Source organism: Leptolyngbya iicbica LK (assembly GCF_004212215.1).
GTDB lineage: Bacteria > Cyanobacteriota > Cyanobacteriia > Phormidesmidales > Phormidesmidaceae > Halomicronema > Halomicronema iicbica.
In genome coordinates, this window is record NZ_QVFV01000002.1 from 1,206,751 (window position 1) to 1,222,489 (window position 15,739).

A 15,739-nucleotide genomic window follows, 5' to 3' on the forward strand; every position below is an offset into this window, starting at 1 on the left:
CGCATGATTGCTTATGGGCGCTGTATGTTGGGTTCGTGCCATCAAGTTGCACAACCAACAACGAGGAAGACGTGCAGAGATTAGACCTTTTTCAGCCGATAACCGACCCCATGCACCGTTTCGATCAAGTCATCAGGAGCACCCGCTGCCCGAAGCTTGTGGCGCAGCCCCTTAATGTGAGACTTGACCGTCTCTTCGGTGGGGGTGTCTTCTAAAGACCAGAGATGTTCGATGATATTGCCCCGGCTCAAAACTCGCCGCCCGTGGGTAATGAGCAAATCCAATAAGCCAAACTCTTTGGGCGTGAGGGGGAGCAACTGGCCAGCGTAGTAGGCTTCGTGGGTGCTGGGGTTGAGATGCAGTTCATTGCCCCACGATAAGTCAGGGGTCGCGATGAGTTGCCCCCGCCGCAACAGGGCTCGTACACGCGCCCGTAACTCTGACATTTCAAAGGGTTTGACCATGTAGTCATCGGCCCCAGCATCCAGACCCATGATTTTGTCATCCAGGGTGTCGCGGGCTGTGAGCATTAACACGGGCAAGGTCAAAGCCTGTTCGCGCAACTGTTGACATAGACTGATGCCATCTAGTTTCGGCAATGTCAGATCCAGCACAATCAGGTCAAAGGGTTCAGCGGTAATGAGATTCCAGCCCAGCTCACCATCAGCGGCGACCTCGACCATATAGCCATCGCTGCTGAGCGCATCAGCCAGCACTTCAGTGAGTTGCCGATCATCCTCAATGACTAAAATCCGCATAGGCCGCAGCTCGCCAAAACGGTGTTGTGATCTTCTAGTTTAGTCAAGAGGTTAAAACTCTCTCATCAAAACTATTTAAATTGAAAGATATCGATGTGGCGATCGCGTTCCTATGAAACACGGTTCGGAACGGAGAGTGATAGCGGGTGGTTTTCTGCTGGCTTTGCTGTTGATGGGCGGTCTGCGCCTCGTCTCCTATCGAAATGCGATCGCGCTGATTCACGATACCCAGCACGTTGAAAAAACGGAAGATGACCTGAAAGCGCTGGCCGCCATTTCGGCGGGGTTAGCGAATGCCGAATCAGGCTGCTTGGCCTATCTGCTATTTGGGAATGAGGCCGATCGCCACCGTCATGATCATGCAAAAGCTCAGGTCGATCTCAATCTGCAAAAGGTGACCCAAAGTCTGCAACCCGACGAGGACGCACTCGCTGATTTGGCCTCACTGCAGCAGTTACTCAGAGAGCGCCGAGGGTTGGCCGATAAGCTTTTGGCGATGGCCACAGCACCCGCAAGTCCTTTGTCTCAACAAGCCTCAGTGATGGCCCAAATCAATGCAAACCGTCGCGAGATTGAGCAAGTGCTCGACCGCATGTCGGCGCGGAAACTGGCAACCTTGAACCGGGAAGATGCCCAGCTGGTGGAGCAAACCCGGGTACATTTAGCGATCGAGTATCTGGGGACTTTGGCCGTTTTTGCTTTGCTCATTGGCTTATTTTGGGTGCTGGATCGGCAATTGGTACGGCGTCAACGAGTGGAAGCAGAACGCCAAGAGCTCGCCCAGGCAAAGGAAATGGGTGATCTCAAACTCCGCTTTTTCTCGATGGTGTCCCATGAATTTCGCACACCACTGAGCGTGATTTTAGGATCGGCCCAATTACTAGCAGAAAAGCTGGAGGGGCCAGATCCGACAACCGCCGCCAGGCATTTAGACCGGATTCAAACATCAGCACGATCGCTGAACCAGCTTTTGAGCGATATTCTGACGCTGACTCGGGCCGAAGCAGGCAAGCTTGAGCTGCATCCGACGGCGATCGACCTCGAAGAATTTTGTTTGAACTTGGTAGAAGATCTAAGTGTTGCGACGGATCCGCCGCGGCAGATTCACTTCCAAAGTGTGAGCAATTCTGCTAAAGCCGAAGTGGATGAAAAGTTACTGCAGGGATTGTTGAGCAACCTGTTGTCTAACGCACTGAAATATTCAGAACCTGATACTCCCGTCTCATTAACGTTGCTCAGTTCGTCCAAATGCGTGACGTTTGAAGTGAGCGATCGCGGCATTGGCATTGCCCCCGAAGAGTTAGCCAGCTTATGCGAACCGTTTTATCGCGGCCACAATCGTGGCTGGACGCAGGGGGCAGGACTGGGGTTGGCGGTGTGCAAAAAGTGCGTAGAGTTGCACCACGGAGCGATCGCAATCCAGAGCGAAGTCGGCGTAGGGACCACGGTTACAGTGACCTTGCCGTCTTCTCAACCCGAGGAGTCCAGTGCTGAAAATCAACCGCGTAGGGTGGGTCCGTCCCTCACCGACCGCCTCTAAATTCTTTACAAGAGGATGATACGACCCACCACCCCCACCCCAAATGCCCCTGAAAATCAACCGCCGTAGGGTGGGTCCGTCCCTCACCGACCGCCTCTAAATTCCCTGCAAGAGGATGATACGACCCACCACCACCTTCTGAGTCATTCCAGCCGTGAGAAATGCCTGCAAGTTCCGAGGGTTCTGGTATGTGATAGTTTGCGCAAAAACTAATCTTAAGGTTGTTGACCATATAGATAGTTTTAAGAGATCAACCGAGGTGGGAAAGCTAAACTCAGTGGTAAGTAATCTAGGCATTTACTTATGGCAACCCCTGCCGATTCGAGCTATCGCTGGCATGACGTATTAGCTCAGCATTATCGACTTAGCCAGTTTAAAGAACGGCTCCCTGATGCGGTGAAAGCTTGGCTCAACGTCTGTGAGTGGACTTTGATTGCGGAAGCAGGTCAAGCTAAGGTGCCGCTCCTGGTGTTGCGAGCACCGGGGCGCATTCGTCTTCGGCATCCGCTGCTGCTGCAACTCGCAGAAAGTGTGCACAGTAATGTCGGCCCCATCGACCTCTCGCTCTTTTCAGCAGAAACCAAAGATCCCGTCAGAGTGCTGAGCCAAACTCTGGTTGAAATCAATCGACATCAGTAGCCGTCGCGAGGTTGCGCCACCAGTTATCGGTTCGGGCTAAAAAGTTTTCTCGTTCAGCTCAGAATGGCTGGTAACGGATCAAGTAGCATTCAGAGCTGCTTCGGTGGGCTGTTCTATAGCCGCCTGCAGCCTGTGCGCATTGCATCATTGCGGCATTCATACCAGAAAAGGCACAAGGAGGACAGGGCTGACATCAATGCCCCTCCCTAATCGCTCTCCCACGAACCAATCCATGATCCCGGTGTCAGATATTCCCAAGACGGTTTTACCGATAGGGGCGTTGTTTGGGAATGGTGAAAGATTCAAAAGAGGGCGGCGGGCCTTGGGGGGATGATTGGGGCGATCGCGCTAGTGGAAAATAACGATTGATCAATTTGTTATATTGACCGCCGAGCAAAAGACCCAGCGTGCAGATGTAGAGCCCAATAAAAGCGAGAGTGAGGGTGCTGCCAGCGCTAAATAACCAGTGATAGTCGGTCAGAGACTCTAAATGATGTTTGAAGGCCATCGCCGTGGCGAGCCAGATCATCGTGGCAAACACAGTGCCTGGCAATACTGGGGCCGACCGGGCAGATGATTTTTGACTGCTGCGATAGAGCACGCCATAGCTAAGAGCGATCGTCGAGGCGGCTAAACTCCACCTCAGGCTTTGGACTAACAATTGCCGCATCAGGCCAATAACACTGACTTCAGCTTGTTGCTGCATGCCGGCGGGTAAGGCCAGCAAGACCACACCGACGGCCAGCAGGGTAAGGGCGGCCGTCGCGATCGCGACCAGACCCGTGAGGCTCCGTTGCCGCCAGGTGGGGATCAAATGTGACGCCAGATCGCCATCGGAACGAATGATCTGCTGCGTTAACCCCACCACTTTGCACCAGAGTGCCAAGCTCGCCCCAGTCGTCAGCAAAAAGAGCCACCAGCGACGGTTGAGCGGCCAATCGGTACGGATTTCGGCAATGACAGCTTGTAAGGGCGTGACGACAGCAGGCACCCAACGCTGCAAATGGTTAGTCAACCCCTCGGCGACAGGCGCCCACAAACTTGCGGCGGCGATCGCCATAAAACTGCTTAACAACACACAACAGACGATGCCATAGGCGATCGCGGCACCTTTCATCCAATAGCGATGGCGGGCCGCTTGCTGCCCCAAATTCTTCCATAGGGGATAGTTGAGATAGCTGCCCACCGTCCGTTTCATGGTCGGTGGGGTCGCTGGGGGTAACAAAAACTGAGATGACGAACCATCCGGTGGATAAGGTTGAGAAGGCGGCAGCGACATAGCATCCAGCTCAGAAATAAAGCAGCAACGGGAATGCAACGACTGCCCTTGGGCCATCATGGCTAGACGCGACCCCGAACAGACGTTTTACTTGCCAGTATTATGCAGCGATCGCCCAAAAAACACCTGAGTATGTCGTGTAATCCTTTGCACTTGTTTAGATAACCTGCCTCAAACGGTCGACCCTGGCCCCCTTGACACGCTCCGCCATCGCCATAGAGAGGTCAAGTCACCCTGCTGGCCTGATACTTGGCTCCAACCACTAAATAAACTCTGTAATGCTGGGCAGATCGATCCGAATTTCACCGCCCAGCACCAGATACAGCCCCGCCGCGATCGCCGCGCCCACAATTGGCGCAATCACAGGAATCCAGGCATAACTCCAGTCACTATCACGCTTGCCACCGGGCATGGGCAACACCGTGTAAGGGTTTCCGGGCCTACGGGCTAACCCCCGAGCGTCCCTATGGTGCTCACTTAGGGACAGTAAGGGGACAAATGAAGGATATTAGACCCACAAACAACAATGGCAGCATCAGGATCCGGTTTAGGTTAGCCGGGAGACGGTACGGGTTTAACCCGGTCCCCGGGGGCAGCTACAAGAACACTCGGGACCTTAAGACAGCCCAGGCGATCGCCACTAGGATCGCTAATGACATCCTTGCAGGATCCTTCGATCCGTCCCTGGACCGCTACCGACTAACCCCGAGGGTGGCTCCCCGGGCTGTCCCTAAAGACGTGATCTCACTGCGGGACACTTGGGTCTTATCTCTAGGGCTGTCCGAGGGGATCCTAGCGGGGGAATACCACAAGGTCCGAAGGATGCTAGAGAAGGCAGCCCCGAGGCTAGGGGACACTGTCTGGTTAACCGGGTCCGGGCTAGCCCCCGGGACCTTTAACAAGCGCTTGAGTCTCATTAGGAAGTGCTACCGCTGGGCAGTCTCGGAGGGCATTCTGGATGGTTCCCCGTGGGACGCGATCGCCCATAGGAACATCCCTAAAGAGGACATCAAGCCGTTTACGGTAGAGGAGACCCGGAAGATCCTAGAGGGGTTCAAAGGTAGCCCCTATGGTCCTTTCGTGCTGTTTCTGTTTCTGACTGGCTGTAGGTTGTCCGAGGCCATCGGGCTGACCTGGGAGGCTGTAGACCTAGAGGCCGGGACGGTGACCGTTAAGGAGGTCCTAGCAGTGGATCCAACGGGGAACGGTCATAGGCGGATCAGGAAGGGCACTAAGACCGGGACAGTCAGGGTGCTATCGGGGGAGGCCCTAACCGGGCTCCTATCCGGGCTGCCAAAGGGAAACCCCGGGGACCTAGTGTTTAGATCTCCCCGGGGCTGCATTATCTCGGATACGAACTTTAGGGCGCGTTACTGGGGTCCTGTCCTGCGGTCTCAAGGTATCCCCTACCGGAGACCGCATGTGATCCGGCATAGCCTAGCTAGTCATGCCATCGCCCGGGGGATGTCCCTGTTAGAGGTTAGCTATCTGTTAGGGCACAAGGACACCACGATGGTGATCCGGACCTATGGGCACTTGATAGGGAGACCGGACCTCCCGGATCTGGGGATATAGCCGGGGTTCCCTGGTAAGACATAAGGTGTCTCGGTAGCCAGTTCTACAGGTCTAACGGGATGGTTACCTTAAGGCCCTCGGGGGTTAGATAGAAGTCTAGGTCGGTGGCACTGTCCAGGCCCTCTTGGGTGGCCTCTACGATGCCCTCCAGGAGTTCCTGGTAGGCCTCAGAACCTGGGCTAAGGGTTAGGTCTAGGGTGCCTGTGGTAACGCTGTAGGTGGCAAATAGTTGGTTTTCCATGTGGTGATCCTCTGTGGTTGTCGGGAAGGGTCCCGGGGGTCCCGGGTTTGTCCCTTTGAAACCACCATAGGCGATCGCTCAAGGCCTTGTCCAGTCTACATCACAGCGGATCTACAGGTAGATATGACAGGTTAACCCGTGGGTTTCTTGGAACGGGTGGAACATGCTGGAACATGACCTTGGAACATCATGTTCCAGGCTAGGATCCGCTCCTAGTGAGGGTTTCAGGGATCTGGAACACGTGGAACATGAGTTTGCCCCTTATTAAGTTACCAGGGGAGCCGGGGGAGCCTCTAGTAATAGTCCTATTCTCACTTATTAATAAGCCTGAAACTCATGTTCCACATGTTCCAAAAGGCTAGAACCCTTGGTGTGCTTAGGGTGTAGCTGGAACATGACCCCGAAAAACATCCTGTTCCATCATGTTCCACCCGTTCCACCTTTAGGATCTTCCCGTGACTTAGGGAAGGCTCCGAGGTGTTCACTACCCCGGCTCCCCTAACCAACCTTTGTAACGAACTGTTAACCCTCCCCTAGGGGCCTAGATAAGGCCCTGATAAAGGGACTCCCTATTTCTTAAAGCTTTGATAAAGGACCATTCCCGGCTTCTACACGATGTCCGGTGGAAAGGCTCCCGTGTGCCCAAACCAGCCTGACAGCCATCGAACAGTTTAGTGGTGTAGACAACGAAGGACTACTTCATGAGTTCCAAGAACACCCACATCCGCTTCACCCCTGAGGACCTAGCCGCGATCGCCACTATCCAAGAACGGCACCAGCTAGGCTCCTTAGCTGCCACTATCCGCTATTCCCTACAGCTAGCCCTACACAGTGATCAGATCAGCCAAACCTTGGATCCTATCGTGGCGTATCTCGCCCTCAAGGAAGGCAAGGACCCCCAACAGCTAGCAGATGAGCTTAATGCCTTCTCCCGTAGCTACAGAGAGGAGGCCTAGGGCTATGCCTGACCAACAAAGAGGGGTCCCCCAAACAGAGAACCCCTCACAGGAAAGCGATATTCACTTAAAAGAGGCAACCATGAACCAAGCTGCTAACACTACACCGTCAACCTATTACGCTACCCCGGTCCCCTCGGAACTACGGCTAGCCCACCGTTTAGGCTTTGATGCGTTTCATGTGGGGCGAGATAGCGAGCGCAGTGCAGATCGTATGGAAAAGGAGAAGGCCAAAGAGGACTTGCTTAGCTACCTCAAGGTTAATGGCTATAACCCCTTAGCTCAGTGGAACTGTTTTAACGCCATTTTCGGAGGGGTTACCCAGACAGGCCGATACACCTTCAGCAAGTCTGTCGAAGTGGATGAGTTCTCCGGGGAGATCCACCGGATCGGCTATCCCGGGACCACTACCATTAAGAACCTGATCACCCTGCTAGAGGATGAACTACAGGTTCCCCTACAGGGCCTAACAGGTAGCTTCCTAGAACGTCGCCTAGAGCCCTGGTTAGAAGCCCGTACCTTTAACCCCGTGCAGCGTTACCTGGGCTCCCTAGTAGGCTCCGAACCTGTAGAACCTTGGGGAGGTTGGGGCACCCTCGCCCGGGACGTATTCAGCCTAGAGGATGAGACCTCTCAGGTTCTCCTCACTAGTTGGATCCTGGGAGCCGTTCAAAGGGCTATGGACCCGGGCTCCCACTGGCGACAAGTGCTGATCCTCCAAGGCGAGCAAGAGGCCGGAAAGGGTCAGTTTTTACAGCAACTTTTCGGGGAGTCCTTCTACACCTCCCGAGATAGCGAGATGTCTGACGAACATGTCAAAAGAGTGATCGCTGACACCTGGGTTGTAGAACTAGAGGAGATGGAAGCGGTCCTTAATAAGCGGTCGGATGAGAACCTTAAACGATGGATAGCTACGCCTTTTGATGACCTCAAGATCAACCACAAGGAACAGACCAAGCGTAACTACAGGCGATGTGTTATCGCTGCCAGCGTGAACAGTACCGAGTTCCTTAGGGATGACAGCGGGCATTCCCGTTATTGGATCCTACCGGGCATCAAGGCCGTTAATGTGGACTACGTCATTGCTAACCGAGACAACATCTGGCGAGAGGCCTATCGACGTTACCAGGAAGGGGAACGGGGCTGGTCCAAGGAGAAAACCAAGCTATCCGAGGCAAGAGCAAAAGACTACGAGGTTAGCAACCCTTGGTTAGACCCTTTGCAAGATGTTATCGACTCCCTACGTGATCACCGGGAGCGAGGGGACATCCAGATCGTAACTAGGACCTCTGACCTATTGACCGCTTTGGGCCTCAAAACCACGGAGCACAGACGGCACACCAAGCTCGTGGCTAGCGCTTTAGGCACCCTCGGTTACGAACAAAAGAACACCCGTGTTGAGGGCAAAAGAGCCCGTTACTGGTTTAGCCCCGATGGCGATCGCCCGTGTCGGTTCTATGTGAAACCGGACGGGGAACACAAGTTCTCCTTTATTGACGACTAGACAACCACCGGGAGCCTCTTGGCTCCCCTTGTTAACCCTTCACTAACCATCAAGGAACACCATGAAACCTCAACAGAACCCCAAGTATCAGGTCGGGGCAGTGCTTCACAAGAACGACTATGGCACCTGGATAGCCGGGGTCATTGTTGCCCTTACTGAGGATCCCTATCGCCCTAACGTTTGCTGGTTTGGTCCCGTGATCAAGGATGCAGACGGGGATGATGCTATCTCCACAGAAAGCTACTGCGATGCCTGGATAGAACGCAGGGCCTATGTCCGTAACTGTCGCCATGTGGCTAACTGCTCGGATGGAACCCGAGACCGGGAACATCTCTGGTTAGTCGCCATAGACACCTGGGCGGACTATGAAGAGATCCGCCGGGAGCGGGAACGGGAACGGGAAGAGCGTATAGCCGAAATGGCTCCCAAGAGTTCCAAGATGGGCGACTTCAATGACCTACTACGGCAGCTCCAAAGCCTCCCCCGTATCAGACCCGAGGACTTCCCCGAGACCGCCTAACCAGACACTAAAAAGGGCTCCCCAGCGACCAAACCGGGAGCCCTATCAAGATATTCAAAAAAGAGACACTACAATGATACCGTTTGAAACCCCGGAAAGCCTACCGGGGAAACACTTAGAGACCTATGAACAGGCCCTAAAACTAGGTGAAAACTACGAGGAGATCGTAGCCCAGCAGATCACCGATCTAGGCCTCCCTTGCTATCGGCTAAAGCAGCGCTTTCTGACCTCAGACCAACTATGGGAAAACCGCTTCCGCAGGCTCCGAGGAAGACCGGAGCGGCATACCAAGGACAACCCCGGGCTACTGAGGCCCTATCAGGTCGATCTAGCGATCGCCCTCGGGAAATACCGTAGAGCCCTGGTGGAAGTCAAAGCGCTAAGCTCCCAGGCCTTTTCCCGAGACTGGATCCATGTAGGGGACGTGAGGAAGTTCGATCAGAAAGTCCTCCCGGTGGCTGCCCTAATGCTCATCAACAGGGTTACTAGGGAGGCCTGGGCGATCGCCTATGAGCCTGAAACCTGGTCCCGTAAAAAGAGCATCTGGGACCCCTCCCGTATGGACTATGTGATCCACCGTTCAGCCCTTAGCCCTTTAGAAGCCTTTGTTGATGCCCTGAAGGATGGCCTAACGGATGTCCGGTAGCCGTTCCCCAGGTCAGTGGACGGTTAGCCGGTTTAGTCCAACTTTAGTCCAGGCCCTTTGCAGGGAGCCCCGAAACCCTTGCCTCGTATAGACCGGGATGGTTGCCCCGTGAAGCAACCACTCAAGGGGACACCGTAACAGTGTCTCCCTGCGCCCTTTCTGAGTCCCATATTGAGACTCGGGAGGGGTTTTCCTTTTGGGCACTCCCTTACACCTTAGTTACAGAAGGACAGGCCCACATGTAGGCCCACGGGAGACAACCAAGATGCTATTCAGGCGATCGCGACAGGAACTACGGACACTTATCGACCTAACCCAGCTCAATACAGAGGTGCTACAGCAGATAGCCCAGAACCAACAAGAGCAAACCCGGGTCCTAAAGCGGATCGCGTCCCCTGACTCCCCCGAGCCTAGCAACATCATTCCTTTCCCCTATCCGGAGACCCAAAATGGCAACCACTAAAACCCTCAAAGCCTACGTGCCGTTAGACCTAGCTGAGGTTTTGGCAGATGAAGCGGCTAGACGGAAGATCTCCCAAAGCAAAGCCGTAGAGGTTGCCATAACGCACTGGCTCATGACAGTCAACAGATATCCTCAAAAGCACACGTATCAACAGGGGCGAAAGTAATGAACCCAGAAACCATCAAGGCAGCCCAGGGTCTAGCCCAAAAGATCGCCTCAGAGCTCGGGGAAGCCGTACCCAATGCCCCCGATGTTGCCTGGGAGACCGATCCGGATCTCACGGGGGAAGCCTTAGGGATCCTAACCAAGGTCCTAACCGATATCCAACAACAACTAGACGAATACCGAGGAGATAACGATGGCTAACTTAGAAGCGATCGCCCAGAAGGCCATGCAAGAGGCTATGGAGGCAGCACAGAAAGCTCGTGAGGCTAAGGCAAAAGAGGATGCAGCCCGGGAAACCCGGAAGCGTTCTAAGAAGGCCGTAGAGCGCACCCTGGAACGCTATGTAGACGCAAGACTGCTCAAGGGACAGCTAACGCCTAAGCTTGTGCGGGCCTACATCGAAGGCAAAGAGCGCCCTATGTTTTCCTATCTAGACCTTGCCTATCGGTTGCTCAGTGACCCTGTGTATGGCCTCTTCCGAGGTCCTAAAGGGGAGTTCTTGTACAACGGTGAAACCTACAAAAACCCTCGGGACATCCAACTAGCCATCGAAGGTTACCTTGGTGAGCCCCCGGCATCTGTGGACTATATCGACTCCTTCATGCGTTCCGTGCTGACAGGGGAGCAGGCCGATAGCCCGTATACGATGATGTGGGACCTAGCCGGGGAGCAGGATAGCCTAGCCATTCCCGATGAAGAGCTTACCTTAGAGGACCAGATACAGCTTCGGGCGGTTCTCGGATTTGATCCACTGGGGGAAAGCAGCCCCCGTGAAGGTCTTAAAGAGATCCTAGAGACCGAGGAGCAGGGCTCCCAGGATAGCCCCGAGGCCTAACAGTAGTTCTGCAACGTTTTCCATAAAGGGACCTTAGAAGGTTGTCACACCCCGGTTAACCCCGGGGTTTTCTTATGGCTTTGGGTCTCACTTTGGGATCTTTGGGTCTCACAATGTCTTACGGGTTAGTTATAGGAATATCGAGGATCCGTAATGTGTTCTATCACTTTCAGGGCACCTGAGTCTGAGAAGGAAACCTTAGAGGCGATCGCGGCTAAATACCGGGTCCCCTCTAGCTACATTCTCCGGACCCTGCTAAAGGCCCAAACCCGAGGCCTAGTCAGCTTCCGAGACTACATGGAGACCACAGAGGAAACAGCCAGTGTCTAACTCCGTAGTTGTAACTTTAACCGGTGACGCTTCCCAACTAAACCGGGTCCTCGGGGATGTTAACGGGAAGGTTAACAGCCTAGGATCCTCCGTTGGGGCTACCGGGGGCATGGTGGGAAAACTGCTCGGGGGTCTATCTACCGTTGCCATCGGGGGAGCCTTAGCCGGGGTCACTGCCTTAGGCGCCGGGGTTGCCGGGTTAGCTTCTATGCTTCCTGAGGCAGCCTCCCAGACTAATAGCATTCTGGCTAGTGCGGGGGCTGTTGCTGACGGCCTCGGGGTTAGCTTCGATGAGGCTAGGGAGATCACCCGGGGGTTAACCGGGGATATCGCCCGGATGGCTTCAGAGTTGCCGGGGGCAACCAGTCTCTATACGGACCTGAGCAACCAGATCAGCGATACGTTAGCTAAGGCATCCGGGGGCAACCTCGAGACCTTTAAGGATCAGCTTAAGGACATCACAGATAGTGCAGGAGTCCTGTCAGTCCGGGCCGGGATAGACGGCAGTGAAGCCGGGAGCACCATAGACCGGCTCCTTAATGGTGGTCTGACGATCTCGGGGCTACGTCAGCTCCGGTTAGGAGAACAGAACCCGAGACTGGTTAGCCTCTTGGAGGAGGCCCTAGACGGCTCCGAGCTTGCGGATCTGCAACTAGAGGACCGGGTTAGTCTGCTGAATGACGTCCTTAATGATGCCATCCCCGATGAAGCATTAGATCAGATGAGGGGCAGTGCTGCTAGTGCCCTTGAGGGGATCCGGACATCCTTGCTGGATCCTAACGTAGGTCTCTTTGGATGGCTCCGAGGCCTAGCCCGGTTTGAGGGGAAAAACGCCTATGAACTGCTAGGGGTTGCCACCGGGAAGATCCTAGACCTAGGGCAGTCAGCAGGGGACCTCCTGAACCGCCTAGGGTTCTCCGGGGTGGATCCAATGGAGACCGTAGGGTCCTTTCTGATGACCGTAGGTCGCTGGGCTGATAGTGCTAGGGGTTTCCTCGATAATGCCGGTCTGGGCTCCCTAGATATTAACCCTGAGGGCCTAGCAACCGGGCTAGCATCTTGGGTTTCCCAGATGATCGATAACCTAGGTGTCTGGTTAGCCTCCCTGGACTGGACCGAGGCCGGGACCCGGTTAGGTGGTGCCATTGTGCGGGCTATGGAGATCTTTAGGACCTTTGTTGCCAACCTCGACTATACCAGTCTCTTAGGGACGGCTGCCCAGGCTGTCCTAGGTCTAGCAAAGGGCATCTATGCAGCCATGATGACCATCACGGGGGAAACCGTTAGCTATCTCCGGGACTCGGGGGCTAGAGGTGCAAGTGCCTTAGGGTCTGCTATTACCGAGGGGTTTCAGTGGATCGTTAACAAGATCAAAGAGATGGTCCAGAGTGCGATCGCTGCTATTCCTAGTCCCGTAGGGGTCATTGGAGCTGTTACCGGGGCTATCGGGGAACGATTAACCGGGAATAACAACACGGGAGGCCTCGGGACCCCGGATGAGACTACACCGTTGCCCAGGAGTCGGGACCTGGGACCCCGTAGGGAAACGGTCAGGTCTAACCAACCTGTGACGGTCCAGAACGTGTTTCAGGTTGATGGTCAGACGTTGTACGAGGGTGCCACTCAGCACACTATCGGGGCTATTGAGGACCTGTTTAGCGATGTGCAGAACGGTCAGTTAGGCCTAGGGCCTGCGTAGGAGGAGATATAGAAGATGCCTAAATGCAAGACTTGTTCACTACCAAAGGAAACCCTAGCCACCGTTGAGGAGATGATGCTGGCAGGGGTGGCGATCGCAGATATCGAGCGCTGGTTAGTTTCTCAAGGTGAAACCCCGTCTAGGAAGTCATTAGAGAACCACCGGCTAAAACACCTGGACCTCTCTCAGAAAAAGGATATTTCCCCCGATGGGACTCAAGATGTGACCACTTTGGCGGATCCCTCGCTGTCTTCAGCAGAGTTGCACAAGAAGACGATTATGGAGATGGCCCGGGTCTGCGATCGCCTTATCGCCATGTCAAGGATCCCCAGCCTTAAAACCGAGCGGTGCTTAGGTGAGAACCTGTTTAGGCTCCATGACGCCCTATCGGAGGTCAGCTATGACTAGCCTATCGGATGCCCTAGAGGCCCTAGAGGGGAAGGCTAAAGGCTCCCTATCCCGACAGTCCCGAGACTGCCTTAAGCTCATCCAGGCAGCCCTAGACCTCTTCCCCGGAACCGACAACGGGACCTACGTAGAGGTGACCTTAGAGGGGCTACCAGAAGAGACCGAGCTATCCCACGGGGGAGCCCCTACCGTCTATCAGAACGGGGCCTGGACCTTTTCTGTCGAGGATACGCTCAACAACCACAAGGCCACTAACCCCCCGAGACTGGACCCGGAAACTGCTAGGGAACTAGAGGCGATCGCAGATGACCTGGGAGACCTACTAGAGGCTCCCGTGGTGAACTGGCGGGATCTCAAGGCAGCCCTACGGGAGACGGTAAAGGCCCTAGGTGGGATAGACCCCGAGGGCTCTAGCTACGTGCCTCCCTTGACGATCGTTTGTGATAGTGCTGGGCTTCGGGAAGGAACCATTATGCCTGGAAGCCTAGCGAGAGAACCCGGGATGTGGTTCGAAGCCCCCGGGGTCCCAGGTCGGTTGTATACAACCAGAAACACAGAGACCTTAAAACAGGAAGCCGCTAACGACTGCTTGCCCTTTCCGTGGGACCGTTGGGAACCGGCCAGCCTATTGAAGTTCTTAGATGAGCGCAAAGGGACCCCGAAGCCCCCTAGAGCCCGTATAGAGGTTGGCAACGTCCCGGGACCTAACCTTGTGTTTGAAAACCGCACTACAGATCCGAGAGACGACCTGTAGGGCATCCCGGGGGAAGTTCCTGAAGCAGTCTATAGAAGGTCCCTATACGGGGCCTTTTGTTTTGTCCTAAGCTAGGGACACCATAGGGACGTTTAGAGGGTGCAAGGCCGGGGAGACCTAGCCGGGAAACCCCTGTAGCCTGCTGACGGCAGGACAGGCATAACTCCAGTCACTATCACGCTTGCCACCGGGCATGGGCAACACCGTGTGCATCAAACGTGGGCCTAAATCGCGAGCCGGGTTAATGGCATAGCCCGTCGTGCCGCCGAGAGACAACCCAATAGCGAGTACCAGCAGTCCCACAGGCAGCGCATCCAACGCGCCCAGCCCCACCGTCGGCTGAGCCAGCTGCAACACAGCAAAGACCAACACAGAGGTGCCCATCGATTCGCACATAAAGTTAGAGAGCAAGTCGCGAATCGCCGGAGAAGTGCAAAATGCGGCCATCTTAAGGTCGCGATCGCGCGTTTTGGCAAAGTGGGGCCGATAAAACAGCCACACCAAGAACGCACCCAACATCGCCCCCAAAAATTGGGCAATCACATAGCCGGGCAACAGACTCCAGCGCAGCTTGCCCGCGATCGCCAACCCGATACTCACAGCAGGGTTCAGATGGGCACCACTAATCGCCGCCACTGAAAACACCGCCACAAAGACCGCCATGCCCCAGCCCAGAGCGATCGTGTTCCAGTCAGCAGCGTCAGCTTTCGTTTCACTGAGCACCACATTGGCCACGACACCATTGCCCAACAAAATGAGCAGCGCAGTCCCAATAACTTCTCCGTGAAATGATTCCATGATGATCGTTCGTCAGACAGCCAGTTATTGTTCACCATACAAAATTGCTGTAGAAATGCCGGGCTCACTCACCATCTGCGCATTCACCTAACTTCGGGCACCGAGTTGCATCAACTTCGGCAACCCCGCGAAAAAGTTGGTCGTCACCCTTGGCGCACAAAGATTATTACTCTTCAATCGATGACATCGTTGGTTTTCATGCTATTTTAGACAAGCAACGTTGGTTGCTTAACGGGGCGTAGCGCAGCTTGGTAGCGCACTACTTTGGGGTAGTAGGGGTCGTGGGTTCAAATCCCGCCGCTCCGATTGACCGAAACCTCCCAGTAATGGGGGGTTTCGCTGTTTTTGGGAAAGGCTTCTGGCAAACAGGCATTCTCAATAAGCTTCGTCAGGATGCCCCATTATTTCGTCAGGATGCGTCAAAACTGGTCCGGAATTGGTCCGATAGATCCGGACCAGTTTCCAATAAATTCGGACCAGTTTCGGACCGGATAGATGGGCTGGTTTCGCTTCATACCAATTTGCTTTTGAAATGTCCCACATAGCTTCTGGCGGAGATTCGCCTGACTTGGAAGCTGCTATGGAACCCTCTGAACTTTCTCAGCTTCGGATATGGGACATTTCAAAAC

18 protein-coding genes and 1 tRNA gene are annotated in these 15,739 nt (G+C 54.7%); 14 read left to right on the plus strand and 5 right to left on the minus strand.

What is annotated here, in order from left to right:
• Window positions 1–80: 80 nt before the first annotated feature.
• The gene (locus DYY88_RS12390) at window positions 81–758 is read right to left on the minus strand and encodes a response regulator transcription factor (RefSeq protein ID WP_039727651.1); all 678 of its coding nucleotides are present in this window, start codon (window positions 756–758) and stop codon (window positions 81–83) included.
• A 112-nt stretch (window positions 759–870) separates the two neighbouring features.
• Between DYY88_RS12390 and DYY88_RS12395 the strand changes: the two genes are divergently transcribed.
• Together DYY88_RS12395 and DYY88_RS12400 are read left to right on the plus strand one after the other, a co-directional pair.
• A complete protein-coding gene (locus DYY88_RS12395; RefSeq protein ID WP_039727650.1) occupies window positions 871–2,298 on the plus strand; it encodes a sensor histidine kinase in 1,428 nt (475 codons plus the stop codon).
• A gap of 303 nt (window positions 2,299–2,601) precedes the next feature.
• On the plus strand, window positions 2,602–2,937 hold the full coding sequence (locus DYY88_RS12400) for a hypothetical protein (protein ID WP_039727647.1): 336 nt from the start codon (window positions 2,602–2,604) through the stop codon (window positions 2,935–2,937).
• 265 nt (window positions 2,938–3,202) lie between these two features.
• Here DYY88_RS12400 and DYY88_RS12405 read toward each other — a convergent pair whose 3' ends face one another.
• On the minus strand, window positions 3,203–4,135 hold the full coding sequence (locus tag DYY88_RS12405) for a YhjD/YihY/BrkB family envelope integrity protein (protein WP_039727646.1): 933 nt from the start codon (window positions 4,133–4,135) through the stop codon (window positions 3,203–3,205).
• A gap of 343 nt (window positions 4,136–4,478) precedes the next feature.
• Entirely contained in the window at window positions 4,479–4,628 is a 150-nt protein-coding gene (locus DYY88_RS24165; protein WP_163685956.1) for a hypothetical protein, read from the minus strand.
• 86 nt (window positions 4,629–4,714) lie between these two features.
• Between DYY88_RS24165 and DYY88_RS12410 the strand changes: the two genes are divergently transcribed.
• On the plus strand, window positions 4,715–5,791 hold the full coding sequence (locus DYY88_RS12410) for a site-specific integrase (RefSeq protein ID WP_039727639.1): 1,077 nt from the start codon (window positions 4,715–4,717) through the stop codon (window positions 5,789–5,791).
• A gap of 43 nt (window positions 5,792–5,834) precedes the next feature.
• On the opposite strand, the gene DYY88_RS12415 is transcribed toward DYY88_RS12410, so the two are convergent.
• Window positions 5,835–6,032 (minus strand): hypothetical protein, encoded by a 198-nt coding sequence (locus DYY88_RS12415; protein ID WP_039727638.1) that lies wholly within the window; start codon window positions 6,030–6,032, stop codon window positions 5,835–5,837.
• Between the two features lie 701 nt (window positions 6,033–6,733).
• On the opposite strand from DYY88_RS12415, the gene DYY88_RS12420 reads away from it, so the two are divergent.
• The 10 genes from DYY88_RS12420 to DYY88_RS12460 all read left to right on the plus strand — a co-directional run bounded on the left by DYY88_RS12420 (window position 6,734) and on the right by DYY88_RS12460 (window position 14,312).
• Window positions 6,734–6,988: a hypothetical protein gene (locus DYY88_RS12420; RefSeq protein WP_039727636.1), complete on the plus strand. Its 255-nt coding sequence runs from the start codon at window positions 6,734–6,736 to the stop codon at window positions 6,986–6,988.
• Between the two features lie 214 nt (window positions 6,989–7,202).
• On the plus strand, window positions 7,203–8,492 hold the full coding sequence (locus DYY88_RS12425) for a VapE domain-containing protein (protein ID WP_160299570.1): 1,290 nt from the start codon (window positions 7,203–7,205) through the stop codon (window positions 8,490–8,492).
• A 61-nt stretch (window positions 8,493–8,553) separates the two neighbouring features.
• Window positions 8,554–9,012 (plus strand): hypothetical protein, encoded by a 459-nt coding sequence (locus DYY88_RS12430; protein WP_039727632.1) that lies wholly within the window; start codon window positions 8,554–8,556, stop codon window positions 9,010–9,012.
• Between the two features lie 73 nt (window positions 9,013–9,085).
• Entirely contained in the window at window positions 9,086–9,658 is a 573-nt protein-coding gene (locus DYY88_RS12435; protein WP_039727630.1) for a hypothetical protein, read from the plus strand.
• 628 nt (window positions 9,659–10,286) lie between these two features.
• Window positions 10,287–10,487, plus strand: coding sequence for a hypothetical protein (locus tag DYY88_RS12440; protein WP_039727626.1), 201 nt, complete (start codon window positions 10,287–10,289; stop codon window positions 10,485–10,487).
• A complete protein-coding gene (locus tag DYY88_RS12445; RefSeq protein ID WP_039727623.1) occupies window positions 10,480–11,121 on the plus strand; it encodes a hypothetical protein in 642 nt (213 codons plus the stop codon). The genes DYY88_RS12440 and DYY88_RS12445 overlap by 8 nt, the downstream gene beginning before the upstream one ends.
• A gap of 153 nt (window positions 11,122–11,274) precedes the next feature.
• Complete coding sequence (locus DYY88_RS24170; protein WP_160299569.1) at window positions 11,275–11,451, plus strand: hypothetical protein; 177 nt, start codon at window positions 11,275–11,277, stop codon at window positions 11,449–11,451.
• Window positions 11,444–13,150 (plus strand): hypothetical protein, encoded by a 1,707-nt coding sequence (locus DYY88_RS12450; protein WP_039727621.1) that lies wholly within the window; start codon window positions 11,444–11,446, stop codon window positions 13,148–13,150. The genes DYY88_RS24170 and DYY88_RS12450 overlap by 8 nt, the downstream gene beginning before the upstream one ends.
• A 15-nt stretch (window positions 13,151–13,165) precedes the next feature.
• Window positions 13,166–13,558: a hypothetical protein gene (locus DYY88_RS12455; protein WP_039727619.1), complete on the plus strand. Its 393-nt coding sequence runs from the start codon at window positions 13,166–13,168 to the stop codon at window positions 13,556–13,558.
• A complete protein-coding gene (locus DYY88_RS12460; protein ID WP_039727617.1) occupies window positions 13,551–14,312 on the plus strand; it encodes a hypothetical protein in 762 nt (253 codons plus the stop codon). Before DYY88_RS12455 ends, DYY88_RS12460 begins: the two co-directional genes overlap by 8 nt.
• A 117-nt stretch (window positions 14,313–14,429) precedes the next feature.
• Here DYY88_RS12460 and DYY88_RS12465 read toward each other — a convergent pair whose 3' ends face one another.
• On the minus strand, window positions 14,430–15,110 hold the full coding sequence (locus DYY88_RS12465; RefSeq protein WP_039727615.1) for an MIP/aquaporin family protein: 681 nt from the start codon (window positions 15,108–15,110) through the stop codon (window positions 14,430–14,432).
• Window positions 15,111–15,342: 232 nt separating this feature from the next.
• Here DYY88_RS12465 and DYY88_RS12470 point away from each other — a divergent pair.
• A tRNA-Pro gene (locus DYY88_RS12470) sits at window positions 15,343–15,416 on the plus strand.
• Window positions 15,417–15,739: the final 323 nt, after the last annotated feature.

What these genes read in the sequence shown, in the direction of transcription:
- DYY88_RS12390 (WP_039727651.1), bottom strand. Translation starts at nt 758, where the DNA reads ATGCGGATTTTAGTCATTGAGGATGATCGGCAACTCACTGAAGTGCTG.
- DYY88_RS12395 (WP_039727650.1), top strand. Translation starts at nt 871, where the DNA reads ATGAAACACGGTTCGGAACGGAGAGTGATAGCGGGTGGTTTTCTGCTG.
- DYY88_RS12400 (WP_039727647.1), top strand. Translation starts at nt 2,602, where the DNA reads ATGGCAACCCCTGCCGATTCGAGCTATCGCTGGCATGACGTATTAGCT.
- DYY88_RS12405 (WP_039727646.1), bottom strand. Translation starts at nt 4,135, where the DNA reads ATGAAACGGACGGTGGGCAGCTATCTCAACTATCCCCTATGGAAGAAT.
- DYY88_RS24165 (WP_163685956.1), bottom strand. Translation starts at nt 4,628, where the DNA reads ATGCCCGGTGGCAAGCGTGATAGTGACTGGAGTTATGCCTGGATTCCT.
- DYY88_RS12410 (WP_039727639.1), top strand. Translation starts at nt 4,715, where the DNA reads ATGAAGGATATTAGACCCACAAACAACAATGGCAGCATCAGGATCCGG.
- DYY88_RS12415 (WP_039727638.1), bottom strand. Translation starts at nt 6,032, where the DNA reads ATGGAAAACCAACTATTTGCCACCTACAGCGTTACCACAGGCACCCTA.
- DYY88_RS12420 (WP_039727636.1), top strand. Translation starts at nt 6,734, where the DNA reads ATGAGTTCCAAGAACACCCACATCCGCTTCACCCCTGAGGACCTAGCC.
- DYY88_RS12425 (WP_160299570.1), top strand. Translation starts at nt 7,203, where the DNA reads ATGGAAAAGGAGAAGGCCAAAGAGGACTTGCTTAGCTACCTCAAGGTT.
- DYY88_RS12430 (WP_039727632.1), top strand. Translation starts at nt 8,554, where the DNA reads ATGAAACCTCAACAGAACCCCAAGTATCAGGTCGGGGCAGTGCTTCAC.
- DYY88_RS12435 (WP_039727630.1), top strand. Translation starts at nt 9,086, where the DNA reads ATGATACCGTTTGAAACCCCGGAAAGCCTACCGGGGAAACACTTAGAG.
- DYY88_RS12440 (WP_039727626.1), top strand. Translation starts at nt 10,287, where the DNA reads ATGAACCCAGAAACCATCAAGGCAGCCCAGGGTCTAGCCCAAAAGATC.
- DYY88_RS12445 (WP_039727623.1), top strand. Translation starts at nt 10,480, where the DNA reads ATGGCTAACTTAGAAGCGATCGCCCAGAAGGCCATGCAAGAGGCTATG.
- DYY88_RS24170 (WP_160299569.1), top strand. Translation starts at nt 11,275, where the DNA reads ATGTGTTCTATCACTTTCAGGGCACCTGAGTCTGAGAAGGAAACCTTA.
- DYY88_RS12455 (WP_039727619.1), top strand. Translation starts at nt 13,166, where the DNA reads ATGCCTAAATGCAAGACTTGTTCACTACCAAAGGAAACCCTAGCCACC.
- DYY88_RS12460 (WP_039727617.1), top strand. Translation starts at nt 13,551, where the DNA reads ATGACTAGCCTATCGGATGCCCTAGAGGCCCTAGAGGGGAAGGCTAAA.
- DYY88_RS12465 (WP_039727615.1), bottom strand. Translation starts at nt 15,110, where the DNA reads ATGGAATCATTTCACGGAGAAGTTATTGGGACTGCGCTGCTCATTTTG.